The sequence below is a fragment of the Streptomyces sp. NPDC101237 genome (assembly GCF_044767465.1).
Taxonomy (GTDB): Bacteria; Actinomycetota; Actinomycetes; order Streptomycetales; family Streptomycetaceae; genus Streptomyces; species Streptomyces gramineus.
The window spans coordinates 187,368-213,027 of record NZ_JBIWNY010000006.1; the positions used below are offsets into that span (position 1 = coordinate 187,368).

Genomic DNA, 25,660 nt, shown 5'->3' on the forward strand with positions numbered 1-25,660 from the left:
GTCCTGCCCTGGTCGTAGAGCGGACCCGGGGCGGCCTCTACAGGGTGCGGGCGGCCTCCGCGCGCTTGATGGCCGCGTCGCGCCCCTTCACGTACCAGATGCCGATCAGCCCGAGGCCGCCGCCGGCCAGGCAGGTCCACACCCACCAGGTGTGGCCGTGGTCGGCGTACCAGCCGTAGAAGGGGAGCTGGACCAGGAAGAGGACGAACCAGAGGATCGTGCCGCCGATGATCGTCGGCACCACGGGTCCCTCCAGGGGTTCCGGTGCCTCGTGCTGGGGGGTCCACTTCGCCATGGTGCTCAGCTTACGCACCGCGGGGTTCTACGCGCGGAGATGGCGATCTGGGACTCATATGTTCATACTGAAACCGTTTGTGTCTGGCTACTTCTGATCGTAGGAACCTCCAATGTCGACCCCGGCTTCCACTCAGGCCCCCGCCCCCGAACAGCCGGGTGCGACCCCCGCGTACGGCGCGCTCGACCGCTACTTCAAGATCTCCGAGCGGGGCAGCACCCTCGCCCGCGAGGTGCGCGGCGGCTTCGCCACGTTCTTCGCGATGGCCTACATCATCGTGCTGAACCCGATCATCCTCGGCAGCGCGAAGGACATGTACGGCCACCAGCTCGACAACGGGCAGCTGGTCACCGCGACCGTCGTCACCGCCGCCTTCACCACGCTGCTCATGGGTGTCATCGGCAACGTCCCGATCGCGCTCGCCGCCGGGCTCGGCGTGAACTCCGTCGTCGCCCTCCAGCTGGCGCCCCGGATGTCCTGGCCCGACGCCATGGGCATGGTCGTGCTGGCCGGCATCGTCGTGATGCTGCTGGTGGCCAGCGGCCTGCGGGAGCGCGTGATGAACGCGGTGCCCTACAGCCTGCGCAAGGCGATCTCGATCGGCATCGGCCTGTTCATCATGCTCATCGGCCTGGTGGACTCCGGCTTCGTCAGCCGCATCCCGGACGTCGCCCAGACCACCGTCCCGCTCCAGCTCGGCGCGACCGGTCACCTCGACGGCTGGCCGGTCCTGGTCTTCGTGCTCGGCGCGCTGCTGACCCTCGCGCTGATCGTCCGCAAGGTCTCCGGCGCGATCCTGATCTCCATCGTCGCGATGACCGTGCTCGCGCTGGTCATCAACTCCGTCGCCCATGTGACGACCTGGGGCCTGACCGTCCCGAAGTGGCCCGGCAACCCCGTCTCGACCCCGGACTTCGGCCTGCTCGGCAAGGTCAGCCTGTTCGGCGGCTTCGGCAAGGTCGGCGTACTGACCGGCATCCTCTTCGTCTTCACCGTCCTGCTGTCCTGCTTCTTCGACGCCATGGGCACGATCATGGGCGTCAGCGACGAGGCCAAGCTGACCGACGCCCAGGGCTACATGCCGGGCATCAACAAGGTTCTCTTCATCGACGGCGTCGCGGTCGCGGCCGGCGGTGCCAGCTCCTCCTCGGCCACCACCTGCTTCGTGGAGTCGACGGCCGGTGTCGGTGAGGGGGCGCGGACCGGCTTCGCCAACGTCGTCACCGGCGGGCTGTTCGCCGTCGCGCTGTTCCTGACGCCGATCGCCACGATGGTCCCCTCCCAGGCCGCCACCCCGGCGCTGCTCGCGGTGGGCTTCCTGATCCTGGCCGGTTCGATCAAGGAGATCGACTGGGCCGACTACACCGTCGCGATCCCGGCCTTCGTGACCATGGTGATGATGCCGTTCACCTACTCGATCACGAACGGCATCGGCATGGGCTTCATCACCTTCGTGGTGCTGCGGCTGACCGCCGGCCGGGCCAAGGAGATCCCGGTGGCCATGTACGCGGTCGCGGCCGTGTTCGCCTTCTACTACCTGATGCCGGCCCTGGGCCTGACCTGATCCCGGCCGGGTCCGGGTCTCACGTGACCTTGACCTGATCGCCGTAGAACCTCTCCGTCTCCTCGACGGCGGCCGAGAACCGCTCGTCGAAGTCGCCGCGAATGAGCGTCCGGACCACGTAGTCCTGGACGCTCATTCCTCTTTTCGCCGCATGGTGCCGGAGCCGGTCGAGCAGCTCTTTGTCTATCCGCAGGCTGAGCACACTGGTCCCCATGCATACGAGGGCGCCACATCGGGGCGCCCGATGCGTGACTTTCCGGATTCGACTCACTCGTACGGGTGACGCGATGTTTTGCGGGTGACTCCGGGCCTCGGGATGTGGTGGCCGAGGTCACGGGCGCATCGGCGTGCCCCGGGTGGTCCTTAGAAAGAGTAATGAGTTATTCTAAGGAACATGCCGGACCTTACCCATGGCGACGACGCGGCCGCCGTGAACTCACTCCGCTCCGCCGTGATGCGACTCTCGCGACGGCTGAAGCACCAGCGGGTCGACGAGTCACTGAGCCCCACCGAGATGTCGGTGCTGGGCACCCTCTCCAACTGCGGGCAGGCCACCCCTGGTGAGCTGGCCCGCAAGGAGCATGTGCAGCCGCCCTCGATGACCCGCATCGTGGCGCTGCTCGAAGCCAAGGGACTGGTCCGTCTGGAGCCGCACCCCGAGGACCGGCGCCAGAAGGTCGTCACCAGGACCGAGCAGGCCGAGGCGATGCTCGAGGAGAGCCGTCGCAAGCGCAACGCGTTCCTGGCCGGTCTGGTGGACGGCCTGGACGAGGACGAATGGGCCAAGCTCCGTGCCGCCGCCCCCGTCCTGGAGAAGCTCGCACATCTGTAAGACCCCTTCACACCGCGAGTGGGCCGAAGGGGCGCACCGGCTGGAGCGCCCCGGCGGCGACCAGCCAGAGAAAGAGGAGGCGAACGCACTTTGAGTACGGGACCCGGAGCACCTTCCGCCCCCGCACCGACCGCCCCGACTACCCCCGTCCCCCGCAGATCCTCGATGTTCAGCTCGCTGAAGGTCCGCAACTACCGCCTGTTCTTCGCAGGCCAGGTCGTCTCCAACATAGGCACCTGGATGCAGCGGATCGCCCAGGACTGGCTGGTCCTCAGCCTCACCGGCTCCGCGACGGCGGTCGGCGTCACCACCGCCCTGCAGTTCCTGCCGATGCTCCTCTTCGGCCTCTACGGCGGAGTCCTGGTGGACCGGCTGAACAAGCGGCGCGCCCTCCTCGTCACCCAGTCGGCCATGGCCCTGACCGGCGTCGCGCTCGCCCTGCTGACCCTCTCCGGCCACGTGCACGTCTGGCACGTCTACCTCGCCGCCTTCTTCGTCGGCCTGGCCACGGTCGTCGACAACCCGGCCCGCCAGTCCTTCGTCTCCGAGATGGTCGGCCCCGACCAGCTGCAGAACGCGGTCAGCCTGAACTCCGCCAACTTCCAGTCGGCCCGTCTGGTCGGCCCCGCCGTCGCCGGCCTGATGATCACCGGTGTCGGCACCGGCTGGGCGTTCCTCTTCAACGGCCTGTCCTTCGTCGCCCCCATCGTCGGCCTGCTCCTGATGCGCGGGCGCGACCTGCACGCCGTCCGGCGCGCGCCGAGAGGCAAGGGCCAGCTGCGGGAGGGCCTGCACTACGTGGCCGGCCGCCCCGACCTGACCTGGACGATCATCCTGGTCGGCTTCATCGGCACCTTCGGCTTCAACTTCCCCGTCTACCTCTCGGCCTTCGCGGACGACGTCTTCCACGCGGGCGCCGGCTCCTACAGCCTCTTCAACACCCTGATGGCGGTCGGCTCCCTGGCCGGCGCGCTGCTCGCCGCCAGGCGCGGCACGGCCAAGCTGCGGGTGATGCTCGCGGCGGCCGTGGCCTTCGGCGGCCTGGAGCTGGTGGCGGCCACCGCGCCGTCCCTGTGGCTGTTCTCCCTGCTGATGGTCCCGATCGGCATGTTCGGCATGACGGTCAACGTCACCGCCAACACCACCGTCCAGATGGGCACCGACCCGGCCATGCGCGGCCGGGTGATGGCCCTGTACATGATGGTGTTCATGGGCGGCTCCCCCATCGGCGCGCCGATCGCCGGCTGGATCACCGACACGTACGGCGTCCGCGCCGGTCTCGCGGTGGGCGGCGCCATCGCGGCCGCGGCGGCCGTGGTGATCGGCCTGGTCCTGGCCCGCGTCGGCAACCTGCGCCTGTCGATCGGCTGGTACGGCGGCCACCCGCGAGTGCGGTTCGTCCCGCGCCAGGAGCGGGAGGAACTGGCCGCGGCCGCCTGAGACACCCGCCCGGTACCGGTACGGAGACGCGGCGCGCGCCCCGGACCGGTACCGGTCGCGGTGATCCCGTCAGCCCGGTTCCGTACGGCCGGTCCCCGTCAGGCCGGTCCCCGTCCGACCGGTTCTGTACGGCCGGGTCCGTACGGTCGGTCCCCGTCCGACCGGTCCCCGTCCGACCGGTTTCGTACGGCCGGTCCCCGTCCGGTCGCTCCGGTGCCGAACGGTCGTCGCTCCGGTTCCGTTCGTAGGCCCCCCGGGTCCCGTCCGATCGCCCGGGTCCCGTCCGATCGGCCTGGTCCCGTGAGGTCGTCCCTGGCCCCCCGCCCGTTCCCGGGCCGGCCCCCCCGCGAGGGTGATCCTCGTCTCGCCGTGATGGCAGGCTGGTCCCCATGAGACTCTTCGCCGCCGTGCTGCCCCCGCCCGAGGCGGCCGCCGAGCTCGCCGCCGAGGTCGACCGGCTGAAGCGGCTGCCCGGTGCGGAGACGCTGCGCTGGACCGGCCGTCCCGGCTGGCACTACACCCTCGCCTTCTACGGCGAGGTCGAGGACGACGTCGTACCCGGCCTGGTGGAGCGGCTGGAGCGGGCCGCGCACCGCACCGCGCCCTTCGAGCTGGCCGTGGCGGGCGGCGGCCAGTTCGGCCATGGGCGGGCCCTGTGGGCGGGCGCGCGGGGGGATCTGGACGCCCTGCGCCGCCTCGCCGAGCGCGCGGAGGCGGCGGCCCGGAAGGCGGGCGTGCCGATGGGGGAGCACCGCCGCTACAAGGCCCACCTGACGGTGGCGCGCAGCCGGGACGCGGTGCGGACCGGGCCGTACGTCGAGCAACTCGCCGGGTTCGCGAGCCGGACCTGGACGGTCGGCGAGCTGGCGCTGGTGCGCAGCGACCTGCCGGTCTCGGGAGTGCCCGGGGAGCAGCCGCGGTACGAGGTGGTCGCTTCCTGGGAGCTGGGGGCGGGCGGTTAGGCTCGGTGCCGTGGACCCGAAGACCCGGAACCGGATCATGGCCGGTGCGCTCGTGCTGTTGTTCGTCGTCGTCGCGGTGGCGTCGGCGATGAGGTGAGGCCCGGCCGGGGAACCGCGGCCGCCGTGCCCGCCACGGGCGGCACACGGCCGGTCACGCGGTCCCCCGGCCCCCTACGGGACCTCGTTCCCGACGCCGGCTACCAGGCGAAGGCCTCCGGAGAGGGCCCCGGACCGGGGAAGATCTCGTCCAGGCCGGCCAGCAGTTCCTCGCTCAGCTCCAGCTCGACGGCCCGCAGCGCGGACTCCAGCTGCTCGCCGGTGCGCGGACCGACGATCGGGCCGGTCACGCCGGGACGCGTGAGCAGCCAGGCCAGCGCGGCCTCGCCCGGTGCCACCCCGTGCTTGTCGAGCAGGTCCTCGTAGGCCTGGACCTGGGCCCGGAGAGAGGTGTTGGCGAGAGCGTCGGCGGCCCGGCCGCCGGCCCGGCGCCCGCCCGCCACCTCCTTCTTGATCACACCGCCGAGCAGCCCGCCGTGCAGCGGCGACCAGGGGATGACCCCGAGGCCGTACTCCTGCGCGGCCGGGATGACCTCCATCTCGGCACGCCGCTCGGCGAGGTTGTACAGGCACTGCTCGCTGACCAGCCCGATCGTGCCGCCGCGGCGGGCGGCGATCTCGTTGGCCTGGGCGATCTTGTAGCCGGGGAAGTTGGAGGACCCCACGTACAGGATCTTGCCCTGCGCGATGAGGGTGTCGATCGCCTGCCAGATCTCCTCGAAGGGGGTCCGGCGGTCGATGTGGTGGAACTGGTAGAGGTCGATGCGGTCGGTCCCCAGCCGCTTCAGGCTGGCGTCGACGGCCCGCCGGATGTTGACGGCGGAGAGCTTGTCGTGGTTCGGCCAGGCATCGCCTTCGGCGGCCATGTTGCCGTAGACCTTGGTGGCGAGCACGACCTTGTCGCGGTGCGCGGGACTCTTGGCGAACCAGCTGCCGATGATCTCTTCGGTCCGGCCCTTGTTCTCGCCCCACCCGTACACATTGGCGGTGTCGAAGAAGTTGATGCCGGCATCCAGCGCCGCGTCCATGATCGCGTGGCTGGCGGCCTCATCGGTCTGCGGGCCGAAGTTCATGGTGCCGAGGACGAGTCGGCTGACCTTGAGTCCGGTACGTCCGAGCTGCGTGTACTTCATGGTCACCCAGCCAACGTCTTGGAGTGCGCTCCAGGCAAGCACTCGGGGCCGGTCGGTCCGGGGTTCCTCAGAGGAAGACGCGGGCGATGTCGAGCCACCGATCCGCGTCCGCGCCGACCGCCCGGAGCCCGGTCTCGGCCCGGGACCTGCGGCGGGGGGACGGCGGGAGGCGCCGAGCGCGTCGAAGACGTCCTGGCCGTGCGTCGAACTCGTCCCCTTCGGCCACCGGGCCCGGCAGCGCGAACCCGCCGTCGAGGGCGGACATGTCGAGACCCTGGTCCGGCATCCGGAGCCACCTTCGCTCGCGCGAACGGCAGGCCCGGCCGACCCTAGCCGAGGGAACCCGTGGAAACCGCCCGACTCCGGTGCGCGCGCAGCGTCAGTCGACCGGAAACTCGTCGGTGTTCAGGGTGAGCCCGACGGCCGTGGCCGTGAGATCCACCGCGTCCCCGAAGCCGACCTTCGTCTCGGTCGCGTAGTCGTCGCCCTTGGGGTTCGTGTAGACGTGGCAGCGGCGCTGGTAGGGGTCGGCGATCAGGTAGACGGGGACCTCGGCCTGGGCGTAGGCGGCCTTCTTCAGGCCGTAGTCGTTGGCCGCGGTGCCCCGGGAGATGACCTCCGCGACGAACTCGACGTCCTGGTAGCGCCACAGGCCCTTCGCGTTCCTGGCCGCCCCCTCGGCCACCACGGTCACGTCGGACGCGAACCCGTTCAGATGCCCTGGGTAGTCGACACGGACGTCGGACTTGACCCGCTTGCGCGGGTACTTGGTCCGCAACTGCTCGTAGATGTCCGCGATGATCTCCCAGTGGGTGTCCCGCTGTGGCGTCATGACGACGGTCCCCTCGACGATCTCGACCTTGTATCCCTCGGGGGCGGGCATCTTCTCGATCCGCTCGAACAGCTCGTCCAGCGTGATCTCGTCGTCGCTCTCGGCCATCGCGATCCTGTCTTCGAGGACGGTCATCCTGGCGCTCCTCCCCGGCCGCCCCACGGACGGACGCGGCCGCGCTGTACAACGATACGTACGGTGACCGGGCAACGGCGGGATCCGGTCAGGGCGTTGCCGGGGTGTGCGTGCGCCGGGTCCTAGTCGCGGGGGAAGTCGTCGGTCCTGATGACGAGGTCCACCGGTGTGCCGGTCAGGTCGAGGTCGGTGCCGAAGTCCACGCGCGTGGGCTCGTCGTAGTCGCCGTCCTTGGGGTCGGTGTAGATCAGGCAGCGTCCCTGGTAGGGGTCCGCGATGACGTAGACGGGGACCTCGGCCTCCGCGTAGGCGGTCCTCTTCGGGCCGTAGTCGTTGGCGGCCGTGCCGTTCGAGATCACCTCGGCGACGAACTCCACGTCCTGGTAGCGCCAGTGGCCCGTCTCGTCGGGCTTCGCCGATTCCTTGAGCACGGCCACGTCCGGGCAGAAGCCGTTCTCGTGCCCGGGAAAGTCGATCCGGACGTCCGAGAAGATCTTGGCCTTCCGGCCGTACCTGTCTTCGATGTCCCACAGGATCTGGCGGATGATCTGCCAGTGCGTGTTCCGCTGCGGCACCATGTGGACGTTGCCCCCGACGATCTCGACTCGGAATCCTTCGGGGACGGGCATCCGCTCAAGGCGCTCGAACCACTCGTCCAGGCGCTTGGTGTTGGCGTCGCTCTCGGCCATCGCGATCCTGTCTTCGAGGACGGTCATCCTGGCGCTCCTCCCCGGCCGCCCTCCGGGGGCTGCGGCCGCGCCGTACAACGATACGTACGGTGACCGGGCAACGGCGGGATCCGGTCAGGGCGTTGCGGCCACGTACTCCTCGCCCAGGTCCCAGCCCTGCCACATCGCCTCGGCGAAGGCCTCGGCGATCCGGTGTTCGCCGTTCGCGTTCGGGTGGGTGCCGTCGTAGGTGTCCGTGTCGATGTCGTACGCCGGCGGGGGCGAGGCCAGCAGCAGCGGGGAGCGGGGCTCGTCCAGGTCGGCGACGGTCTTCGCCAGCAGCACGTTGAAGAGGTTCACCTGGTCCGCGAACTGCGCGTCCGACGCCGCCCGGATGTTCGGGATCACCGGCAGCACCACCATGCGCACGCGCGGGTTGGCCTCCCGGGCGGCGGCGACGAAGGACCGCGCGTTCGCCGCCGTCTGCTCCGCGTTCGTGTAGAAGCCGAGGTCGATCAGGCCGAGGGAGACCAGGAGGACGTCGGCCCGGTGGGCGCGTACCGCCTCGCCGATCAGCGGCGCCATGTGCAGCCAGCCCTCGCCCCAGCCGGCCAGGTGGGCGCGCGGGAAGCCGGGATCGGCGTAGGCGTACGAGGCGGGCGCGTCGGCGAGCTTGTCGTACAGCGTCTCGCGGGGGCCGACCAGCGTGAACGGGCCGCCGTAGGTCGCGCAGAGGTGCTGCCACATGCGGTACCGCCATGTGTGTTCGCCCGTGCTGCCGATGGTCATCGAGTCCCCGACGGGCATGAACCTGAGCATCCGCTCATGATGGACGATCAGCGGGAGCGGTGGGGTGTGAGGACCGACACGTCCGCCGCGCCCGCGCACAGCGCGGGATGGCAGGCTTGGGCCCATGCGTCCACGACCGTTCGCCCTCCTCGCCGGGATCCTGCTCACGGGTGCCCTCGCCGCCGCGCCCGCCTCCGCCGCCGACGGCACCGGCGACAAGGGATTCACGATCACGGATCCGCGGATCACCGAGTCCAGCGGTCTCGCCGCCTCCCACCTGCACCCCGGCATCTACTGGACCCACAACGACAGCGACGACGGCCCCTACATCTACGCCGTCGACAGCGCCACCGGGAAGACCGTCGCCACGGTGACGCTCAGCGGCATCGGCAGGCCCCGTGACGTGGAGGCCATCTCCATCGGACCCGACCACCAGATCTACGTCGGCGACATCGGCGACAACCTCGACGGCAGCTGGCCGTACGTGTGGATCTACCGGCTGCCCGAGCCGAAGGTCCTCCGGGACCAGACGGTCAGGGCCACGCAGTACGTCGTCAAGTACGCGAACGGCGCCCGGAACGCCGAGTCGCTGATCGTCCACCCGAAGACCGGCCGGGTGTACATCATCGACAAGAAGGAGGACGGCGGCCACCTCTACGAGGGCCCGGCGACCCTGTCCTCCTCCGGCACCAACGTCTTCAAGCCGGTGGCCACCGTCGATCTGTGGGCCACCGACGCGGCCTTCTCGCCCGACGGGAAGCAGCTCGCCGTCCGCGGCTACTTCGGCGGCATCTACTACGACTGGAACGGCGGCAGGATCAAGCGCGAGGGGCGGCTCGACGTGCCGCTCCAGAAGCAGGGCGAGTCCGTCAGCTACTCCGCCGACGGGACCAGGCTGATGTACGGCAGCGAGGGCTCCGACAGCCCCGTGCAGGCCGAGGACGTGCCGGGCGGCGGCCCGGCCGGCACGTCGCCGTCCGGCAGCGGGAGTTCGTCGGCCTCGGGAGACGGCGGCGCCGCCAACGGCAAGGTCAAGGTCGGCGCCGTCGCCGTCGGCGTCGCCGTGCTCGCCTTCCTCGGGCTGCGTCTGCTGCGGCGCACGCCCGGCCGCCGGGACTGACGTCCGTCCTGGCGTCACCCGTCCGGCCCACCGGAGCGGCGGTGCCGGGCCGGTCCGCGCAGGCTGGAGGGGTCCCGCGGGCCGGGGACGGCACATCGCGACCGCCCCGCGCCGCACGGAACGGGAGCTCCCATGCGCCGAACCGCCCCGCGCCCGGCCGGGAGGATCTGCCTGCTCACGGCCGCCCTGGGCCTGACCCTCCCGGCGGCCGCCGCCGCCACGCCCGCCCCGGTTCCGCGGCACCGCTCGGTCGGTCTGCCGGTCGACGGCACCTTCGCGGGCCCGGGCGAGAAGGTGCGCCTCAAGGGCACCCTCGTGGTCACCGTCGTCACCGCGCCGGACGCGGCCGGCGGCGGCACCGCGCAGATCGTCAGCAGCCTGGACGGCGCCGCCGGCACCGGCGACCCGAGCGGCGGGACGTACGGCCTGACCGGCGGCCAGCGGGACAGCCTGCCGTTCTCGGCGGCGGCCACCACGACCCTCCACGTGCGGCCCGCCCTCGTCCTGACCTCCCCGGTCGTCCCGCCCGCCCCGGCCGTGGAGCCGGACCGGGTGCGGCCCGTCACGGTCTCGGTGACCGTCACCGCCGACGGCGTGATCGGCGCCGTCACGGCCGCGGTCGGCCCCCCGGCGTCCTGAGGGTCCGGTGCGGAGAAGGAGCGAAGAGCCGCGTCGTACGTCTTGACGTGATGACGGTGTGTCAGTTTCCTGGGAGGTGCGCGGTGCATGGGAGCGCTCCCATGTTCGGGACCGCGCTCCCAGTGGAACTTCCGAGAGGAACAGCCGCATGTTCCGCTTACGCACCCTGCGAAAAGCGCTGTGCGCTGCCGCCGCCACCCTCCTCCTGCCCTTCGCCGCCGTGCACCCCGCGCACGCGGCGGCCGCCCCCGGGGCCGGCTACTGGCACACCAGCGGCCGGCAGATCCTGGACGCGGCCGGACAGCCGGTCCGGATCGCCGGGATCAACTGGTTCGGGTTCGAGACCGCCAACTACGTGGTGCACGGCCTCTGGTCGCGCGACTACAAGAGCATGATCGACCAGATGAGGTCGCTGGGCTACAACACCATCCGGCTGCCCTACAGCGACGACATCTTCAAGAGCACGAACGTCCCCACCGGCATCGACTTCAGCAGCGGCAAGAACGCCGACCTCCAGGGGCTGAACTCGCTCCAGGTGATGGACCGCATCGTGGCCTACGCCGGCCAGGACGGCCTCAAGGTCATCCTGGACCGGCACCGCCCGGACGCCGGCGGCCAGTCGGCGCTCTGGTACACCGCGTCGGTCCCCGAGTCCACGTGGATCGCCGACCTGAAGGCCCTGGCCGGGCGTTACGCGGCCGACCCGACCGTCATCGGCATCGACCTCCACAACGAGCCCCACGACCCCGCCTGCTGGGGCTGCGGGGACACCACCGTCGACTGGCGGCTCGCCGCGCAGCGCGCCGGGAACGCCGTGCTGTCCGTCAACCCCGACCTGCTGGTCTTCGTCGAGGGCGTGCAGACGGTCAACGGCGTCTCCGGCTGGTGGGGCGGCAACCTGATGGGCGCCGGACCGTACCCGGTGCAGCTGAGCGTCCCCGGCCGGGTCGTCTACTCCGCCCACGAATACGCCACCAGCGTGGCCCAGCAGCCCTGGTTCGGCGATCCCTCGTTCCCCGCCAACATGCCCGGGATCTGGGACAAGTACTGGGGCTACCTGTTCAAGCAGAACATCGCGCCGGTGTGGGTCGGCGAGTTCGGCACCACGCTCGCCTCCACCGTGGACCAGAAGTGGCTCACCGCGCTGGTGAACTACCTGCGGCCGACCGCGACGTACGGCGCCGACTCCTTCCAGTGGACCTTCTGGTCGTGGAACCCGAACTCCGGTGACACGGGCGGGATCCTGAAGGACGACTGGCAGACCGTGGACACGGTGAAGGACGGATACCTGGCGAGCATCAAGGCGCCGCTCTTCCCGGGCACGGGCGGCGGTGGCGGCGGCGGTGGCGGCGGTGGCACCGGCGCCTCCTGCGCGGCCTCCTACACCGTCAGCAGCGACTGGGGCAGCGGCTTCAACGCCGACGTCACGGTCACCAACACCGGTACGGCCGCGATCGGTTCCTGGAAGGTGACCTGGACGTGGAGCGGCTCGCAGCAGGTCACGAACATGTGGAACGCCTCCTACACGCAGAGCGGCCAGAAGGTCGCCGCCGTGAACGCCGCGCACAACGGGTCCGTCCCGGCGGGCGGTTCGGTGAGCTTCGGGTTCGGCGGCGCGCCGGGCGGCTCGGGAGCGCCGAGCGTGACCTGCTCGGCCGGGTGAGGTGAGACGAGGGCGCCCGGTGCGATGCACCGGGCGCCCTTCACCGTCGTACGGCGGTGATCAGAGCTTCTCGATCACGTAGTCGACGCACTTCGTCAGCGCCTCGACGTCGGCCGGGTCGATCGCCGGGAACATCGCGACGCGGAGCTGGTTGCGGCCGAGCTTGCGGTAGGGCTCGGTGTCCACGATGCCGTTGGCGCGCAGCACCTTGGCGACGGCCGCCGCGTCGATCTCGTCGGCGAAGTCGATCGTGCCGATGACCTGGGAGCGCTGGGCCGGGTCGGCGACGAACGGGGTGGCGTACTTGCTCTCCTCGGCCCAGGTGTACAGGCGGGTCGAGGAGTCCTTCGTGCGGGCCGTCGACCAGGCCAGGCCGCCCTGCCCGTTCAGCCACTCCAGCTGCTGGTCGAGCAGGAAGAGGGTGGCGAGCGCCGGGGTGTTGTACGTCTGGTTCTTGCGGGAGTTGTCGATCGCCGTGGGCAGGCTGAAGAACTCCGGCACGTGCCGGCCGGACGCGTGGACGCGCTCGGCGCGCTCGACCGCCGCGGGGGAGAAGACACCGATCCACAGGCCGCCGTCGGAGGCGAAGGACTTCTGCGGGGCGAAGTAGTAGACGTCGGTCTCGCTGACGTCGACCGGCAGGCCGCCCGCGCCGGAGGTGGCGTCCACGAGCACGAGCGCGCCCGGGTCGGCCCCGGCCACCCGCTCGATCGGCATGGCGACACCGGTCGACGTCTCGTTGTGGGTGAACGCGTAGGTGTCCACGCCTGCCTCGGCCCGCGGCCGCGGGTGGGTGCCCGGGTCGGCGGCGATGACGGTGGGGTCGGCCAGCCAGGGCGCGAGCCGGGCGGCCTTGGCGAACTTGGACGAGAACTCGCCGAAGGTCAGGTGCTGCGACTTGGCGTCGATCAGGCCGTGCGTGGCGACGTCCCAGAACGCGGTGGACCCGCCGTTGCCGAGGACGACCTCGTAGCCGTCCGGGAGGGAGAACAGGGCGCTGATGCCCTCTCGGACCCGGCCGACCAGGTTCTTCACCGGGGCCTGGCGGTGGGAGGTGCCCAGCAGGGAGGTACCGGTCGCGGCGAGCGCGTCCAGCGCCTCCGTCCGCACCTTGGAGGGGCCAGCGCCGAAGCGTCCGTCGGCGGGCTTGATGTCAGCGGGGATCTGGATGTCAGCCACGGGGCGAGCGTAGTGGCTGGAGGAAACCCGGTCGAAATGTAGTCCGTCGGGTGAGACGGGCGCGTGCAGGCCGTCCGCCGGGTCCGGTTCCCCGGCCGTCGTCCCGCGTCACGGCCGGGAGCGGCGGGCAGACTGGGAGGCATGGTCGATCTGGAGGCTGAGCTGCGCGGCGCCGTCCGGGGCGAGGTGGGCTTCGACGTCACCTCGCGGGCGCTGGTCACCATGGACGCGTCCAACTACCGGCGGGTCCCGGCGGGGGTGGTGGCGCCCAGGGACGCGGACGACGTGGCGGCCGTCCTGGAGGTGTGCCGGGCGCACGCGGTGCCGGTGGTCGCCAGAGGCGGCGGCACCTCGATCGCCGGGCAGGCCACCGGCACCGGCGTGGTGCTGGACCTCACCCGCCACCTGAACCGCCTGATCGCCCTGGACCCGGTCACCCGTACGGCCGTCGTCCAGCCGGGTCTGGTCCTGGACCGACTCCAGGAGGCCGCCGCCCCGCACGGTCTGCGCTTCGGCCCCGACCCCTCCACGCACAGCCGCTGCACGCTCGGCGGGATGATCGGCAACAACTCGTGCGGCTCGCACAGCGTGGCCTGGGGCACCACCGCCGACAGCGTCCGCGAACTGGACGTCGTCACCGCGCGGGGCGCCCGGCTGCGCCTGGGCCGGGACTGGGCCGGCGCGCCGCCGGGCCTGCGCGAGCTGGTCGACGGCGAACTGGCCCGCCTGCGCACCGGGTTCCCCGACCTGCCCCGGCGGATCTCCGGCTACGCGCTGGACGCCCTGCTCCCCGAGAACGGCGCCGACGTGGCCCGCGCCTTCTGCGGCAGCGAGGGCACGCTCGGGATCCTCACCGAGGCCACCGTCCGCCTCGTCCAGGCACCCCGCGCGCGGGCCCTCGCGGTCCTCGGGTACGCCGACGAGAGCGCGGCGGCGGAGGCGGCGGCCGGACTGCTCGCCGCCGCCCCGCTCACGGTGGAGGGCATGGCCGCCGACCTGGTGCGGTCCCCGGCCGGACTGCCGCGCGGCGGCGCCTGGCTGTTCGTGGAGACCGGCGGGGAGACGGCCGCGGAGGCACGCGCGCGCGGCGAGGCCGTGGTCCGCGCGGCGGACGTCCTGGACGCACTGGTCGTCACCGACCCGGCCGGACAGCGCGCGCTCTGGCGCGTCCGCGAGGACGCCTCCGGTACGGCGACCCGGATGCCGGACGGCAGCGAGGCCTGGCCCGGCTGGGAGGACTGCGCGGTGCCGCCGGCCCGACTGGGCGCCTACCTGCGGGACTTCAGGAGCCTGCTGGCCGCGCACGGCCTGCGCGGCACACCGTACGGCCACTTCGGGGACGGCTGCATCCACGTCCGCATCGACTTCGACCTGCTCGACGCGGCGGGCGTGGCCCGCTTCCGCCGCTTCTCGCAGGAGCTGGCGGACCTCGTCGTCGCCCACGGCGGCTCGCTCTCCGGGGAGCACGGGGACGGCCAGGCCAGGGCGGAACTGCTGCCGCGGATGTACGGCGCGCCGATGGTGGCGCTGTTCGAGCGCGCGAAGGGCGTCTGGGACCCCGACGACCTCCTCAACCCCGGCATGCTGGTCCGGCCCGCTCCGCTGGACACCAACCTGCGCTTCGCCGTGCTGCCCCGCGAGCCGCTGCCGGTGGCCTTCGGCTATCCGGCCGACGGCGGCGACTTCTCGGCGGCCGTCCGCCGCTGCGTGGGGGTGGCGAAGTGCCGGACGACCGAGGCGTCCGGCGCGTCGGTGATGTGCCCGTCCTTCCGGGCCACCGGCGAGGAGGCGCACTCGACGCGCGGCCGGGCCCGGCTGTTGCACGAGATGCTGGCGGGCGAGCTGGTGACGGACGGCTGGCGGTCCACGGAGGTACGGGACGCGCTGGATCTGTGCCTGTCCTGCAAGGGCTGCCGCACCGACTGCCCGGTCGGGGTGGACATGGCGACCTACAAGGCGGAGTTCCTGCACCACCACTACGCCGGGCGGCGGCGTCCCGCGTCGCACTACAGCATGGGCCGGCTGCCGCGCTGGCTGAGCCTGGTGGCCCGGACGCGCACCGCGGGCCTGGTCAACGCGCTCGCTGCGGTGCGCCCGCTGGCGGCGCTGGCCGCACGCCTGGGCGGGGTCGCGCCGGAGCGGGAGTTCCCGCGCCTGGCGAGGGAGCCGTTCAGCCGCTGGCTGCGACGCCGGCGGCGCGGACGCCCGCGGGACCGGGCCGCGGGTCCCGGCGGCGGGCCGCGGGTCCCGGCGCCGACGGCCTACCTGTGGCCGGACACGTTCACCGAGCACCTGTCCCCGTCGGTGGGCCGGGCGGCGGTCCGGGTGCTGGAGGCGGCGGGCGTGACGGTGGCCGAGCTCCCGGCGCGGCCGGGGCCGCTGCGGGACTCCCGTCCGTGCTGCGGGCTGACGTACCTGTCGACGGGCCAGCTCGACGAGGCGCGCGCGGTGCTCGGCCGCACCCTCGACCTGCTGGCCCCGCTCGTGCCGCCGGATCCGGGTCCCGGCCGGCAGGCGCCGGTGTTCGTGGTCCTGGAACCCAGCTGTGCCGCCGCCCTCCGCGCCGACCTGCCGGAACTCCTCCCGGACGACCCGCGGGCGGCCCGTCTCGCGGCGGCGGTGGTCACCTTCGCGGAGGCGCTGGAACGGCTGGCCCCCGGGTGGACCCCGCCCCGCCTGGACCGCCCGGTCACCGGCCAGACCCACTGCCATCAGCACGCGGTGCTGGGCGACGCCGCCGACCGCAGGCTCCGTGCGGCCGCCGCACTGACCGGCGACCTGGTCGGCGGCTGCTGCGGCCTGGCCGGCAACTTCGGCTTCGAGAAAGGACACTTCGAGGTGTCGAAGACCTGCGCGCGGGAGCGGCTGCTGCCGGCGGTGGCCGCGGCGCCCCGGGAGGCGGTGGTCCTGGCGGACGGCTTCTCCTGCCGGACGCAGCTGGAGCAGCTGGCCGGGGTGCGGGGGAGGCATCTGGCGGAGGTCCTGGCCGAGGCGCTGGAGCCGGACGGGGAAGGGCGGCGGCCGTGACCGGGACCGGCGTGGACCGGGTGGCGGTCCTCTCCGACATCCACGGGGTGCTGCCCGCGCTGGAGGCGGTCCTCGCGGAACCGGAGGTGTCCGCGGCCGACCGCATCGTCCTCACCGGCGACATCACCGCGGGCCCGCAGCCCGACCGGGTGATCGAGACGCTGCGCGCGCTGGGCGGCCGGGTGCTGTGGCTGTCGGGGAACGCGGACCGCGAACTGGTCGAGTACCGCCGCGGCCTGCGCACGGCGATCCCGGACCCGATCGGCCCGTTCGCCGCGGACGCGCTCACCGCCGGGCAGGTCGACTTCCTCGCCGCCCTGCCCAGGACCGCCACCCTCACGGTGCGCGGCCTGGGCCGCGTCCTGTTCTGCCACGCGACACCCCGCGACGACGAGGAGATCGTCCTGGTCGACTCCGCACCGGAACGCTGGGCCGAGGTGTTCACCGGGCTCGACCCGGCCGTCACGACCGTCGTCTGCGGTCACACCCACATGCCGTACACCCGGCTCGTCCACGGCCGTCTGGTCGTCAACCCCGGCAGCGTGGGCATGCCGTACGGCCGTCCGGGTGCCCACTGGTGCCTGCTGGGCCCCGGAGCGGACCTCAGGGTGACGCCGTACGACATCCCGGCGGCGGTGGCCCGGCTGCGTGCCGAGTGCGCGTACCCGGACATCGCGCACTGGGCGGACTTCTACCTGAACGCGCGGGTGACCGACGCCGAGGCGCTGTCCGCCTTCGGCCCCGGCGACGGACGGGAGGCGGCCACCGGGGCCGGGTAGCGGCGGCCGCGGGCGGTCGGCGGCCGCGCGGGCGGGGCGGCGGCATTCGCGGCAAGGGTTCCGACACGCCCGCGACGGGGTGCGCGGAAACGATTCCGAGCAGGTCCGGGTCTGTTCTGCTTGATGCCGTCGCCGTCGACCGGCTGCCCGACCGTCCAGGATCACCCCGAGGAGCCCTCGCCCATGACATCAGCCGCCGCCCCCCTGCGTCTCCAGCCCGTCTCCCGTGCCGAGCACCTCGCCTTCACCGACACCCGCCGCCCCTCCCCGAGCCACCTGCAACTGCCGTCCTGGGGTGACGTGAAGCCGGACTGGCAGGCGGAGAGCCTCGGATGGTTCGACGGGGAGGGGCGGATGGTCGGGGCCGCGCTGGTGCTGCTGCGGGCGCTGCCCAAGGTCAGGCGGTACCTGGCCTACCTGCCCGAGGGTCCCGTCATCGACTGGCACGACCCGGAGCCGGAGCGCTGGCTCGGCCCGCTGCTGGCCCACCTGAAGGGCCGCGGGGCGTTCGCGGTGAAGATGGGGCCGCCCGTCGTCGTACGGCGGTGGAGCGCGGAGGCGGTGAAGGAGGCGATCGCCGACCCGGCCGCCCGGCGGCTGCGGGACGCCCCGCCGACCTCGGAGGAGCCCGGCGCCCTCGCGCTCGCCGAACGGCTGCGCCGGCTGGGATGGCGGCAGGCCGAGGACGGCGGCGAGGACGGGTTCGCGGCCGGCCAGCCGCGCTACGTGTTCCAGGTCCCCTTCGCCGGACGGTCGCTGGACGACGTCCGCGGGGGGCTCAACCAGCAGTGGCGGCGCAACGTGAAGAAGGCCGAGAAGGCCGGGGTCAAGGTGGTCCGCGGCGGCTACGAGGACCTGCCCGCCTTCTACACGCTGTACGCCGAGACCGCCGAGCGCGACCGTTTCCTGCCGCGCCCGCTCACCTACTTCCAGCGCATGTGGACCGCGCTCACCGCCGAGCACCCGGACCGGATGCGCCTCTACCTCGCCCACCACGACGGCGAGGTCCTCGCCGCCGCGACCATGCTCACCGTCGGCGACCACGTCTGGTACTCCTACGGCGCCTCCACCGGCCGCAGGCGCGAGGTCCAGCCCAACAACGCCGTCCAGTGGCGGATGATGTGCGACGCCCACGACATGGGCGCCGCCGTGTACGACTTCAGGGGCATCACCGACACCCTGGAGGAGTCCAACCACCTGCTGGGCCTGCTCCGCTTCAAGGTCGGCGCGGGCGGGGAGGCCGTCGAGTACCTGGGGGAGTGGGACTTCCCGCTCAACCGGCTGCTCCACAAGGCGTTCGACGTGTACATGGCCCGCCGCTGACTCCGCCGCGAGGGAGAGGAACCTCTCCGGCCGGGTCCCTTGGCGGACCCCGCCGGGCATGACCTGCGGCGACACCGAGGCGCGGACGGTGGGCGGCCAGGACAGCTCCGTAAGGGCTTCACGCGCCTGTCCAAGTCCATTACCCTGGACTGAGCAGTGCACCGCAATGAACGACGAGCTTCCTGGACCGCCCGTGACCACCCCCCGCACCTCACAGCCGACGCCCACCACCGTGTCCGCGCCCGCCGTCGCCCCCGGCGGCGCAGCACCCGGCCGCCTCGGCTCGCTCGGCCCCGTCGGGCTGGTGCTGGCCGGCGGGATCTCCGTGCAGTTCGGCGCCGCCGTCGCGGTGACCCTGATGCCCAGGGCGGGCGCGCTCGGCGTGGTGTGCCTGCGGCTGTTCGCGGCCGCCGTGATCCTGCTGGTCGTCTGCCGGCCCCGGCTGCGCGGCCACTCCCGCGCCGACTGGGGCACGGTCGTCGTCTTCGGCGTCACCATGGGCGCGATGAACGGCCTGTTCTACGAGGCCGTCGCCCGCATCCCGCTGGGCCTCGCCGTCACCCTGGAGGTCCTCGGCCCGCTCGCCCTGTCCGTGCTGGTCTCCCGGCGGCTGGTCAACGCGCTCTGGGCCGCGCTCGCCCTGGCCGGCGTCTTCCTGCTCGGCGGCGGCGACTTCAGCGGCCTCGACCCCGTCGGCGTCGGCCTGGCCCTGGGCGCCGGAGCCATGTGGGCCACCTACATCATCTTCAGCGCGCGCACCGGCCGCCGGTTCCCGCAGGCCGACGGCCTCGCCCTCGCCATGGCGGTCGCCGCGCTGCTCTTCCTCCCGCTGGGCATCGCCGAGGCGGGCGGCAAGCTCCTGGACCCGACCACCCTGGCGCTGGGCTCGTCGGTCGCCGTCCTGTCCTCCGTCCTGCCCTACACCCTCGAACTCCTCGCCCTGCGGCGGCTGCCCGCGCACACCTTCGCCGTCCTCATGAGCCTGGAACCGGCGATCGCGGCGACGGCCGGCTTCCTCATCCTGGACCAGGCCCTGTCGGCCGCCCAGGCCGCCGCGGTCGCCCTCGTCATCGCCGCGAGCATCGGCGCCGTCCGCACCCAGGCGGGACGCCGCGGGCGCGCGAACGGGCTTCAGGAGGCGGGGAAGGGCAGCGCGTCCTGATAGCCGTTCGACGGCTTCGGGATCCTCCGCACGCTCTGGGCGTCCAGCGCGACCGGCGCGGACGCCGTGCCCAGCTTTCCGCCCGGGTGCCAGTTCCCCGTGACCGACACCCAGGTGTCGGTCGGCGGCACGCTGCTGCCGTAGATCCGCACCTTCACCGACTGCGCGTCGGCGGCGCAGCACGAGATGATGATCCGGGTCAGGTCCCAGCTGCCGCCGCCCGCGACCGGCGTGACCAGCCCGCTCATCCGCACCGTCCGCCCCCTGATGGCCAGCGAGCGGTCCTGCCGCACCCGCGTGGTGAAGTCCGTGAGGGTGATCGGCAGCGGTGAGGTCCGCGGCAGCGGGTCGAAGCCGTCCCGCTGGTCCACGACCTTGGCGGGCTGCCGGGAAGCGGTGTACGCGCCGAGCGCGGGCGGGGCGTGGAAGAGCAGGCTCAGCGCGGGCAGCAGGAGCAGCCAGGCCACCTTCGGCACGGCAAAGTGGTCGTGACCGTGGGGCCCGGCACCGTCCGTGCCCGCCGCGCGCCCCTTCCGCCCCGCAGCCTCCGCGATGCCCAGCACCAGCAGCACGAACCCGGACGCGATCAGCAGCGGCCGCATCCCCGGCTTGACGTAGCGCAGGCAGACGTCGGTGAAGAGCGAGGCGTGCAGGAGGCCGAGGCCGCTGAGGGCCAGCAGCGTCACCTGAAGCGGACGTCTCACAGCAGCACCCCTGCGACCACCGCACTGCACAGGACCGCGACGACCGTCGTGGCGGCCGAGAAACGGACCGCGAAGGCCCGGCCGAACGTGCCCGTCTGCAACGCGATCAGCTTGAGGTCCACCATGGGCCCGACCACCATGAACGCCAGCCGGGCCGTGGGCGAGAAGCCGGTGAGCGACGACGCCACGAACGCGTCCGCCTCCGAGCAGACCGCCAGGATGATCGCCAGCGCGGCCAGGAGCAGCACCGACAGCCAGGGCGAACCGGAGAAGGTGTCGAGCACCGCGCGCGGCACCGCCACGTTGAAGGTGGCCGCGGCCATGGCGCCGACCACCAGGAAGCCGCCCGCCTGCAGGAAGTCGTGCTGGAAGGCGGTGCGGAACTCCGTCAGGCGGCTGTGCCCCGTCTCGTGCCCGGTGTGCCGCACGGCGGGCCGCAGCCACTCCGCGCGGCCCAGCCACAGCCACAGCCAGCCCATCACGGCGGCCGTCACCAGCGAGGCGAGCAGCCGGGCCAGGACCATCAGCGGGGTGCCCGGGAAGGCGATGGCGGTGGCGGTCAGCACGACCGGATTGATGGCGGGCGCCGAGAGCAGGAACGCGAAGGCGGCGGCCGGCGTGACGCCCCGTCCGATCAGGCTGTTCGCCACCGGTACCGAAGCGCACTCGCACCCCGGCAGGACCACACCGGCCAGCCCGGCGACCGGTACGGCCAGCGCGGGCCGCTTCGGCAGCAGCCGGGTGAACACCCGCTCCGGCACGAACGCGTTGATCGCCCCCGACAGCGCCGTACCGAGCAGCAGGAACGGCGTCGCCTGCACGACCACCGCCAGGCACACCGTCTGCCAGGCCTGCAGCGCGGCCTTGCTCACGCCCTGGCCGAGGAAGAAGAGCAGGGTGCCGGGGAGGACGGCGGCGGCCACCAGGAGGAGCGGCCAGTGGCGTGGCAGTTCACGCGAGGACGCGTCCGCGCCCCCCTCGCCGGCCGCCTGGCCGTGACCGGCCGCGGCGGACTCCACGACGACCGTCGCCTCCGCCCCCGCGGCGAGTTGATCCGTCCTCCGCACGCCCCACACATCACTTCGTCGCCGGATGTTCGCATCGAACATAGGCCATCCGGACACCACCGCCCCGACCGGGCGCCCCAAGGAATCCCCCAGGAATCCCCCAGGAATCCCCCGGGAACGGCCAGGAATGCCCCAGGGGGAGCGCCCCCGCCGGCCCGGACGGCACATTCATGCAAGCGTGCTTGATTGTTTCTCGGGCCGCTGCCATGCTCCTCCCCATGTCCGAGCCGACGCCCGTCATCGACGACCTGCGTGAGGAGAGCACGGAACTCGACCGGCTGGTAGCCGAGTCGGGAACCGAGCGGTGGACCCTCGCCACCCCCGCGCCCCGCTGGACCGTCGCCCACCAGATCGCCCACCTGCACTGGACCGACCGCGCGGCCCTGCTCGCCGTGACCGACGAGGACGGCTTCCGCGCGGAGGCCGAGAAGGCGCTCGGCGCCCCCGACACCTTCGTCGACGACGGCGCCGAGGACGGCGCCCGGCTGCCGGCCGCCGAACTGCTGTCCCGCTGGCGCGAGGGCCGCGCCGCCCTGGACCGGGCCCTGCGCGCCGCCCCGCCCGGCACCCGCTTCCCCTGGTTCGGACCGCCCATGTCCGCCGCCTCCATGGCCACCGGCCGCCTCATGGAGACCTGGGCCCACGGCCAGGACATCGCCGACGCCCTCGGCGTGGTCCGCACCCCCACCGCCCGCCTCGCCCACGTGGTCCGCATCGGCGTACGGGCACGGAACTTCGCCTACCTGGTGCACGGACTCACCCCGCCCGCCGAGGAGTTCCGGGTGGAGATCACCGGCCCCGGCGGCGAGCTGTGGACCCACGGCCCCGAGGACGCGCCGCAGCGCGTCACCGGCCCCGCACTCGACTTCTGCCTGCTCGTCACCCAGCGCGCCCACCGCGCCGACCTCGCCGTCACCGCCACGGGCCCCGACGCCGACCGCTGGCTCGACATCGCCCAGGCCTTCGCGGGCCCGCCCGGCACCGGCCGCACCCCGAGGGGCGGCACCGCGTGACCCTGCGCATAGGCAACGCCTCCGGCTTCTACGGCGACCGCTTCGACGCGTTGCGCGAGATGCTCACCGGCGGCGAACTCGACGTCCTCACCGGCGACTACCTCGCCGAGCTGACCATGCTCATCCTGGGCCGCGACCGCCTCAAGGACCCCGGCGCCGGCTACGCCCGCACCTTCCTGCGCCAGCTGGAGGACTCCCTGGGCCTCGCCCACGAGCGCGGCGTACGGATCGTCACCAACGCCGGCGGCCTCAACCCCGCCGGACTCGCCGACGCGGTACGGCGACTGGCCGGCCGGCTCGGCATCCCCGTGCGCGTCGCCCACGTCGAGGGTGACGACCTCACCGCCGCCCACCCCGGCAGCCTCGCCGCCCACGCCTACCTCGGCGGCTTCGGGATCGCCGCGTGCCTGCGGGCCGGCGCCGACGTCGTGGTCACCGGCCGGGTCACCGACGCCGCCCTCGTCACCGGACCCGCGGCCGCCCACTTCGGCTGGGGCCCGGAGCAGTACGACCGGCTCGCGGGCGCCGTCGTCGCCGGACACGTCCTGGAGTGCGGCACCCAGGCCACCGGCGGCAACTACGCCTTCTTCACCGACGCCGGACCCGGCCGGGACCTGCGGCGGCCCGGCTTCCCGCTCGCCGAACTCCACGAGGACGGCAGCTGCGTCATCACCAAGCACCCCGGCACCGGCGGCTTCGTCGACGTCGGCACGGTCACCGCGCAGCTCCTGTACGAGACGGGCGGCGCCCGGTACGCGGGCCCCGACGTCACCGCGCGCCTCGACACCGTGCGGCTGCGCCAGGACGGCCGGGACCGGGTGCGGATCGAGGGCGTCCGGGGCGAGGCGCCGCCGCCCGCCCTCAAGGTCGGCCGCAACCGTCTCGGCGGCTTCCGCAACGAGGTCGTCTTCGTACTCACCGGCCTCGACATCGAGGCCAAGGCGGACCTCGTACGCGACCAGATGGCCGACGCCCTCGCCAAGTCGCCCCCGCGGGAGGTGCGGTGGGAACTGGTCCGCACCGACCGGGCCGACGCGGACACCGAGGAGACCGCCAGCGCCCTGCTGCGGCTCGTCGTCCGCGACCCGGAGCAGGAACCCGTCGGCCGGGCCCTGAGCGGAGCCGCCGTGGAACTGGCGCTCGCCAGCTACCCGGGCTTCCACGTGCTGGCCCCGCCCGGGAAGGGCGCGCCCTACGGGGTCTTCGAGGACGTGTACGTCCCCCAGGGCGACGTACCCCACGTGGCCGTCCTGGGGGACGGCCGGCGGATCCCCGTGCCGCCGGCCCAGGACACCCTCGTCCTGCGGGACCCGCCCGAGCCGCCGCTGCCCGAGCCGCCGCCGGCCGGACCGACCCGGCGGGCGCCCCTCGGCCTCGTCGCCGGAGCCCGCAGCGGTGACAAGGGCGGCAACGCCAACGTCGGCGTCTGGGTGCGCTCGGACGAGGCCTGGCGCTGGCTCGCGCACACCCTGACCGCCGACGCCTTCCGGCAGCTCGTCCCCGAGAGCCGCGAGCTGACCGTCACCCGGCACCTGCTGCCCGGCCTGCGCGCCGTCAACTTCACCGTCGAAGGCATCCTCGGCCAGGGCGTGGCCGCCCAACACCGTTTCGACCCCCAGGCCAAGGCCCTCGGCGAATGGCTCCGCTCCCGCCACCTGGACATCCCGGAGGCCCTCCTGTGACGGTCATCGAGACCACCCTCGACACCCACCGCCCCGACCACCGGGCGAACCGCGACACCATGCTCGCCAAGCTCGCCGACCTGGAGGCCGAGCACGCCAAGGCCCTCGCGGGCGGTGGTGAGAAGTACGTCGAGCGCCACCGCGGGCGCGGCAAACTCCTCGCCCGCGAGCGCATCGAACTCCTCCTGGACCCCGACACCCCCTTCCTGGAGCTGTCGCCGCTGGCCGCCTGGGGCAGCGACTACGCCGTCGGCGCCTCGCTGGTCACCGGGATCGGCGTCGTCGAGGGCGTGGAGTGCCTGATCACCGCCAACGACCCGACCGTGCGCGGCGGCGCCAGCAATCCCTGGTCGCTGAAGAAGGCCCTGCGCGCCAACGACATCGCCCTCGCCAACCGGCTGCCCTGCATCAGCCTGGTCGAGTCCGGCGGCGCCGACCTGCCCTCGCAGAAGGAGATCTTCATCCCGGGCGGCGCCGTCTTCCGCGACCTCACCCGGCTGTCGGCCGCGGGCATCCCCACCGTCGCCGTCGTCTTCGGCAACTCCACCGCGGGCGGCGCCTACATCCCCGGCATGTCCGACCACGTGATCATGGTCAAGGAGCGGGCCAAGGTCTTCCTCGGCGGACCGCCGCTGGTGAAGATGGCCACCGGCGAGGAGAGCGACGACGAGTCGCTCGGCGGCGCCGAGATGCACGCGCGCGTGTCGGGCCTCGCCGACTACTTCGCGGTCGACGAGCAGGACGCGCTGCGCCAGGCCCGCCGCGTGGTGGCCCGCCTCAACCACCGCAAGGCGTACCGCGACCCGGGCCCGGCCGAGCCGCCCAAGTACGCCGCCGACGACCTCCTCGGCATCGTCCCGGGCGACCTCAAGACCCCCTTCGACCCGCGCGAGGTGATCGCACGGCTCGCCGACGCCTCCGACTTCGACGAGTTCAAGCCGCTGTACGGGACCAGCCTGACGACGGGCTGGGCCACCCTGCACGGCTATCCCGTCGGCGTCCTGGCCAACGCCCAGGGCGTCCTGTTCTCCGCGGAGTCCCAGAAGGCCGCCCAGTTCATCCAGCTCGCCAACCAGCGCGACATCCCGCTGCTGTTCCTGCACAACACCACCGGCTACATGGTCGGCCAGGAGTACGAGCAGGGCGGGATCATCAAGCACGGCGCGATGATGATCAACGCGGTCAGCAACAGCCGTGTCCCGCACATCTCCGTCCTGATGGGCGCCTCCTACGGCGCCGGCCACTACGGCATGTGCGGCCGCGCCTACGACCCCCGCTTCCTGTTCGCCTGGCCCAGCGCCAAGTCGGCCGTCATGGGCCCGCAGCAGCTCGCCGGCGTGCTCTCGATCGTCGCCCGCCAGTCGGCCGCCGCGAAGGGCCGGCCCTACGACGACGACGCCGACGCCGCGCTGCGCGCCATGGTCGAGCAGCAGATCGAGTCCGAGTCGCTGCCGATGTTCCTGTCCGGGCGGCTGTACGACGACGGCGTCATCGACCCGCGCGACACCCGTACCGTCCTCGGCCTGTGCCTGTCCGCCATCCACACCGCCCCCTACGAAGGCGCGCGGGGCGGCTTCGGCGTCTTCCGGATGTGA

At 72.8% G+C, this 25,660-nt stretch carries 24 protein-coding genes; 14 read left to right on the plus strand and 10 right to left on the minus strand.

Translation table 11 applies throughout. The annotated features are described in order from the left end of the window. Positions 1-37 precede the first annotated feature (37 nt). A complete protein-coding gene (locus ACIRQ9_RS12095) occupies positions 38-295 on the minus strand; it encodes a DUF2530 domain-containing protein (RefSeq protein WP_404170414.1) in 258 nt (85 codons plus the stop codon). 112 nt (positions 296-407) lie between these two features. On the opposite strand from ACIRQ9_RS12095, the gene ACIRQ9_RS12100 reads away from it, so the two are divergent. Beyond that, entirely contained in the window at positions 408-1,859 is a 1,452-nt protein-coding gene (locus tag ACIRQ9_RS12100; protein WP_404170417.1) for an NCS2 family permease, read from the plus strand. Between the two features lie 19 nt (positions 1,860-1,878). On the opposite strand, the gene ACIRQ9_RS12105 is transcribed toward ACIRQ9_RS12100, so the two are convergent. Beyond that, a complete protein-coding gene (locus ACIRQ9_RS12105; protein ID WP_351321383.1) occupies positions 1,879-2,073 on the minus strand; it encodes a ribbon-helix-helix protein, CopG family in 195 nt (64 codons plus the stop codon). 180 nt (positions 2,074-2,253) lie between these two features. Between ACIRQ9_RS12105 and ACIRQ9_RS12110 the strand changes: the two genes are divergently transcribed. From ACIRQ9_RS12110 to thpR, 3 genes are all read left to right on the plus strand, one after another. Next, the gene (locus ACIRQ9_RS12110; protein WP_089101888.1) at positions 2,254-2,691 is read left to right on the plus strand and encodes a MarR family winged helix-turn-helix transcriptional regulator; all 438 of its coding nucleotides are present in this window, start codon (positions 2,254-2,256) and stop codon (positions 2,689-2,691) included. Between the two features lie 165 nt (positions 2,692-2,856). Next, on the plus strand, positions 2,857-4,131 hold the full coding sequence (locus ACIRQ9_RS12115; RefSeq protein ID WP_404170421.1) for an MFS transporter: 1,275 nt from the start codon (positions 2,857-2,859) through the stop codon (positions 4,129-4,131). A gap of 389 nt (positions 4,132-4,520) precedes the next feature. Further along, positions 4,521-5,093 (plus strand): RNA 2',3'-cyclic phosphodiesterase, encoded by a 573-nt coding sequence (thpR, locus tag ACIRQ9_RS12120; RefSeq protein WP_404170424.1) that lies wholly within the window; start codon positions 4,521-4,523, stop codon positions 5,091-5,093. 197 nt (positions 5,094-5,290) lie between these two features. Here the strand turns inward: thpR and ACIRQ9_RS12125 are convergent, their stop codons facing one another. From ACIRQ9_RS12125 to ACIRQ9_RS12145, 5 genes are all read right to left on the minus strand, one after another. Further along, the gene (locus ACIRQ9_RS12125; protein ID WP_404170907.1) at positions 5,291-6,283 is read right to left on the minus strand and encodes an aldo/keto reductase; all 993 of its coding nucleotides are present in this window, start codon (positions 6,281-6,283) and stop codon (positions 5,291-5,293) included. Between the two features lie 67 nt (positions 6,284-6,350). Continuing rightward, positions 6,351-6,569 carry a hypothetical protein gene (locus ACIRQ9_RS12130; protein ID WP_404170427.1) on the minus strand — a complete coding sequence of 73 codons (219 nt, stop codon included), beginning with the start codon at positions 6,567-6,569 and terminating at the stop codon, positions 6,351-6,353. A gap of 93 nt (positions 6,570-6,662) precedes the next feature. Continuing rightward, a complete protein-coding gene (locus ACIRQ9_RS12135; RefSeq protein WP_404170430.1) occupies positions 6,663-7,250 on the minus strand; it encodes a Uma2 family endonuclease in 588 nt (195 codons plus the stop codon). 122 nt (positions 7,251-7,372) lie between these two features. Further along, positions 7,373-7,966: a Uma2 family endonuclease gene (locus tag ACIRQ9_RS12140; RefSeq protein ID WP_404170433.1), complete on the minus strand. Its 594-nt coding sequence runs from the start codon at positions 7,964-7,966 to the stop codon at positions 7,373-7,375. An 87-nt stretch (positions 7,967-8,053) separates the two neighbouring features. Continuing rightward, positions 8,054-8,737 (minus strand): SGNH/GDSL hydrolase family protein, encoded by a 684-nt coding sequence (locus ACIRQ9_RS12145; protein WP_404170436.1) that lies wholly within the window; start codon positions 8,735-8,737, stop codon positions 8,054-8,056. A 94-nt stretch (positions 8,738-8,831) separates the two neighbouring features. Between ACIRQ9_RS12145 and ACIRQ9_RS12150 the strand changes: the two genes are divergently transcribed. From ACIRQ9_RS12150 to ACIRQ9_RS12160, 3 genes are all read left to right on the plus strand, one after another. Beyond that, complete coding sequence (locus ACIRQ9_RS12150; protein ID WP_404170439.1) at positions 8,832-9,827, plus strand: WD40 repeat domain-containing protein; 996 nt, start codon at positions 8,832-8,834, stop codon at positions 9,825-9,827. Between the two features lie 132 nt (positions 9,828-9,959). Beyond that, on the plus strand, positions 9,960-10,466 hold the full coding sequence (locus ACIRQ9_RS12155) for a hypothetical protein (protein ID WP_404170442.1): 507 nt from the start codon (positions 9,960-9,962) through the stop codon (positions 10,464-10,466). A gap of 148 nt (positions 10,467-10,614) precedes the next feature. Next, positions 10,615-12,129: a cellulase family glycosylhydrolase gene (locus ACIRQ9_RS12160; RefSeq protein ID WP_404170445.1), complete on the plus strand. Its 1,515-nt coding sequence runs from the start codon at positions 10,615-10,617 to the stop codon at positions 12,127-12,129. 60 nt (positions 12,130-12,189) lie between these two features. Here the strand turns inward: ACIRQ9_RS12160 and serC are convergent, their stop codons facing one another. Continuing rightward, the gene (gene serC / locus ACIRQ9_RS12165) at positions 12,190-13,308 is read right to left on the minus strand and encodes a phosphoserine transaminase (RefSeq protein WP_404170448.1); all 1,119 of its coding nucleotides are present in this window, start codon (positions 13,306-13,308) and stop codon (positions 12,190-12,192) included. A gap of 141 nt (positions 13,309-13,449) precedes the next feature. On the opposite strand from serC, the gene ACIRQ9_RS12170 reads away from it, so the two are divergent. The 4 genes from ACIRQ9_RS12170 (at position 13,450) to ACIRQ9_RS12185 (ending at position 19,599) form a co-directional block, all read left to right on the plus strand. After that, positions 13,450-16,335 carry an FAD-binding and (Fe-S)-binding domain-containing protein gene (locus tag ACIRQ9_RS12170; protein WP_404170451.1) on the plus strand — a complete coding sequence of 962 codons (2,886 nt, stop codon included), beginning with the start codon at positions 13,450-13,452 and terminating at the stop codon, positions 16,333-16,335. Beyond that, on the plus strand, positions 16,332-17,114 hold the full coding sequence (locus tag ACIRQ9_RS12175) for a metallophosphoesterase family protein (RefSeq protein ID WP_404170454.1): 783 nt from the start codon (positions 16,332-16,334) through the stop codon (positions 17,112-17,114). The genes ACIRQ9_RS12170 and ACIRQ9_RS12175 overlap by 4 nt, the downstream gene beginning before the upstream one ends. A gap of 183 nt (positions 17,115-17,297) precedes the next feature. Continuing rightward, complete coding sequence (locus ACIRQ9_RS12180; protein ID WP_404170456.1) at positions 17,298-18,437, plus strand: lipid II:glycine glycyltransferase FemX; 1,140 nt, start codon at positions 17,298-17,300, stop codon at positions 18,435-18,437. Between the two features lie 166 nt (positions 18,438-18,603). Next, complete coding sequence (locus ACIRQ9_RS12185; RefSeq protein WP_404170459.1) at positions 18,604-19,599, plus strand: EamA family transporter; 996 nt, start codon at positions 18,604-18,606, stop codon at positions 19,597-19,599. Here ACIRQ9_RS12185 and ACIRQ9_RS12190 read toward each other — a convergent pair. Further along, entirely contained in the window at positions 19,569-20,303 is a 735-nt protein-coding gene (locus tag ACIRQ9_RS12190; RefSeq protein ID WP_404170462.1) for a TIGR03943 family putative permease subunit, read from the minus strand. The two genes, ACIRQ9_RS12185 and ACIRQ9_RS12190, sit on opposite strands and share 31 nt — an antisense overlap. After that, the gene (locus ACIRQ9_RS12195) at positions 20,300-21,370 is read right to left on the minus strand and encodes a permease (protein WP_404170465.1); all 1,071 of its coding nucleotides are present in this window, start codon (positions 21,368-21,370) and stop codon (positions 20,300-20,302) included. Before ACIRQ9_RS12195 ends, ACIRQ9_RS12190 begins: the two co-directional genes overlap by 4 nt. 218 nt (positions 21,371-21,588) lie before the next feature. On the opposite strand from ACIRQ9_RS12195, the gene ACIRQ9_RS12200 reads away from it, so the two are divergent. Genes ACIRQ9_RS12200 through ACIRQ9_RS12210 form a run of 3 tightly spaced genes read left to right on the plus strand, consistent with a single transcriptional unit; the run spans position 21,589 to position 25,660 of the window. Continuing rightward, the gene (locus ACIRQ9_RS12200; protein WP_404170468.1) at positions 21,589-22,383 is read left to right on the plus strand and encodes a TIGR03084 family metal-binding protein; all 795 of its coding nucleotides are present in this window, start codon (positions 21,589-21,591) and stop codon (positions 22,381-22,383) included. Then, entirely contained in the window at positions 22,380-24,065 is a 1,686-nt protein-coding gene (locus tag ACIRQ9_RS12205; RefSeq protein WP_404170471.1) for an acyclic terpene utilization AtuA family protein, read from the plus strand. Before ACIRQ9_RS12200 ends, ACIRQ9_RS12205 begins: the two co-directional genes overlap by 4 nt. Then, positions 24,062-25,660 carry an acyl-CoA carboxylase subunit beta gene (locus ACIRQ9_RS12210; protein ID WP_404170474.1) on the plus strand — a complete coding sequence of 533 codons (1,599 nt, stop codon included), beginning with the start codon at positions 24,062-24,064 and terminating at the stop codon, positions 25,658-25,660. Before ACIRQ9_RS12205 ends, ACIRQ9_RS12210 begins: the two co-directional genes overlap by 4 nt.

Excerpts from the sequence above, each read along its gene's own strand:
- ACIRQ9_RS12200 (WP_404170468.1), top strand. The coding sequence starts at position 21,589 with ATGTCCGAGCCGACGCCCGTCATCGACGACCTGCGTGAGGAGAGCACG.
- ACIRQ9_RS12100 (WP_404170417.1), top strand. The coding sequence starts at position 408 with ATGTCGACCCCGGCTTCCACTCAGGCCCCCGCCCCCGAACAGCCGGGT.
- ACIRQ9_RS12185 (WP_404170459.1), top strand. The coding sequence starts at position 18,604 with ATGAACGACGAGCTTCCTGGACCGCCCGTGACCACCCCCCGCACCTCA.
- ACIRQ9_RS12125 (WP_404170907.1), bottom strand. The coding sequence starts at position 6,283 with ATGAAGTACACGCAGCTCGGACGTACCGGACTCAAGGTCAGCCGACTC.
- ACIRQ9_RS12160 (WP_404170445.1), top strand. The coding sequence starts at position 10,615 with ATGTTCCGCTTACGCACCCTGCGAAAAGCGCTGTGCGCTGCCGCCGCC.
- ACIRQ9_RS12140 (WP_404170433.1), bottom strand. The coding sequence starts at position 7,966 with ATGACCGTCCTCGAAGACAGGATCGCGATGGCCGAGAGCGACGCCAAC.
- ACIRQ9_RS12110 (WP_089101888.1), top strand. The coding sequence starts at position 2,254 with ATGCCGGACCTTACCCATGGCGACGACGCGGCCGCCGTGAACTCACTC.
- ACIRQ9_RS12105 (WP_351321383.1), bottom strand. The coding sequence starts at position 2,073 with ATGGGGACCAGTGTGCTCAGCCTGCGGATAGACAAAGAGCTGCTCGAC.
- ACIRQ9_RS12155 (WP_404170442.1), top strand. The coding sequence starts at position 9,960 with ATGCGCCGAACCGCCCCGCGCCCGGCCGGGAGGATCTGCCTGCTCACG.
- ACIRQ9_RS12170 (WP_404170451.1), top strand. The coding sequence starts at position 13,450 with ATGGTCGATCTGGAGGCTGAGCTGCGCGGCGCCGTCCGGGGCGAGGTG.
- ACIRQ9_RS12095 (WP_404170414.1), bottom strand. The coding sequence starts at position 295 with ATGGCGAAGTGGACCCCCCAGCACGAGGCACCGGAACCCCTGGAGGGA.
- ACIRQ9_RS12180 (WP_404170456.1), top strand. The coding sequence starts at position 17,298 with ATGACATCAGCCGCCGCCCCCCTGCGTCTCCAGCCCGTCTCCCGTGCC.
- ACIRQ9_RS12145 (WP_404170436.1), bottom strand. The coding sequence starts at position 8,737 with ATGCTCAGGTTCATGCCCGTCGGGGACTCGATGACCATCGGCAGCACG.
- ACIRQ9_RS12130 (WP_404170427.1), bottom strand. The coding sequence starts at position 6,569 with ATGCCGGACCAGGGTCTCGACATGTCCGCCCTCGACGGCGGGTTCGCG.
- ACIRQ9_RS12115 (WP_404170421.1), top strand. The coding sequence starts at position 2,857 with ATGTTCAGCTCGCTGAAGGTCCGCAACTACCGCCTGTTCTTCGCAGGC.
- thpR (WP_404170424.1), top strand. The coding sequence starts at position 4,521 with ATGAGACTCTTCGCCGCCGTGCTGCCCCCGCCCGAGGCGGCCGCCGAG.
- ACIRQ9_RS12150 (WP_404170439.1), top strand. The coding sequence starts at position 8,832 with ATGCGTCCACGACCGTTCGCCCTCCTCGCCGGGATCCTGCTCACGGGT.
- ACIRQ9_RS12135 (WP_404170430.1), bottom strand. The coding sequence starts at position 7,250 with ATGACCGTCCTCGAAGACAGGATCGCGATGGCCGAGAGCGACGACGAG.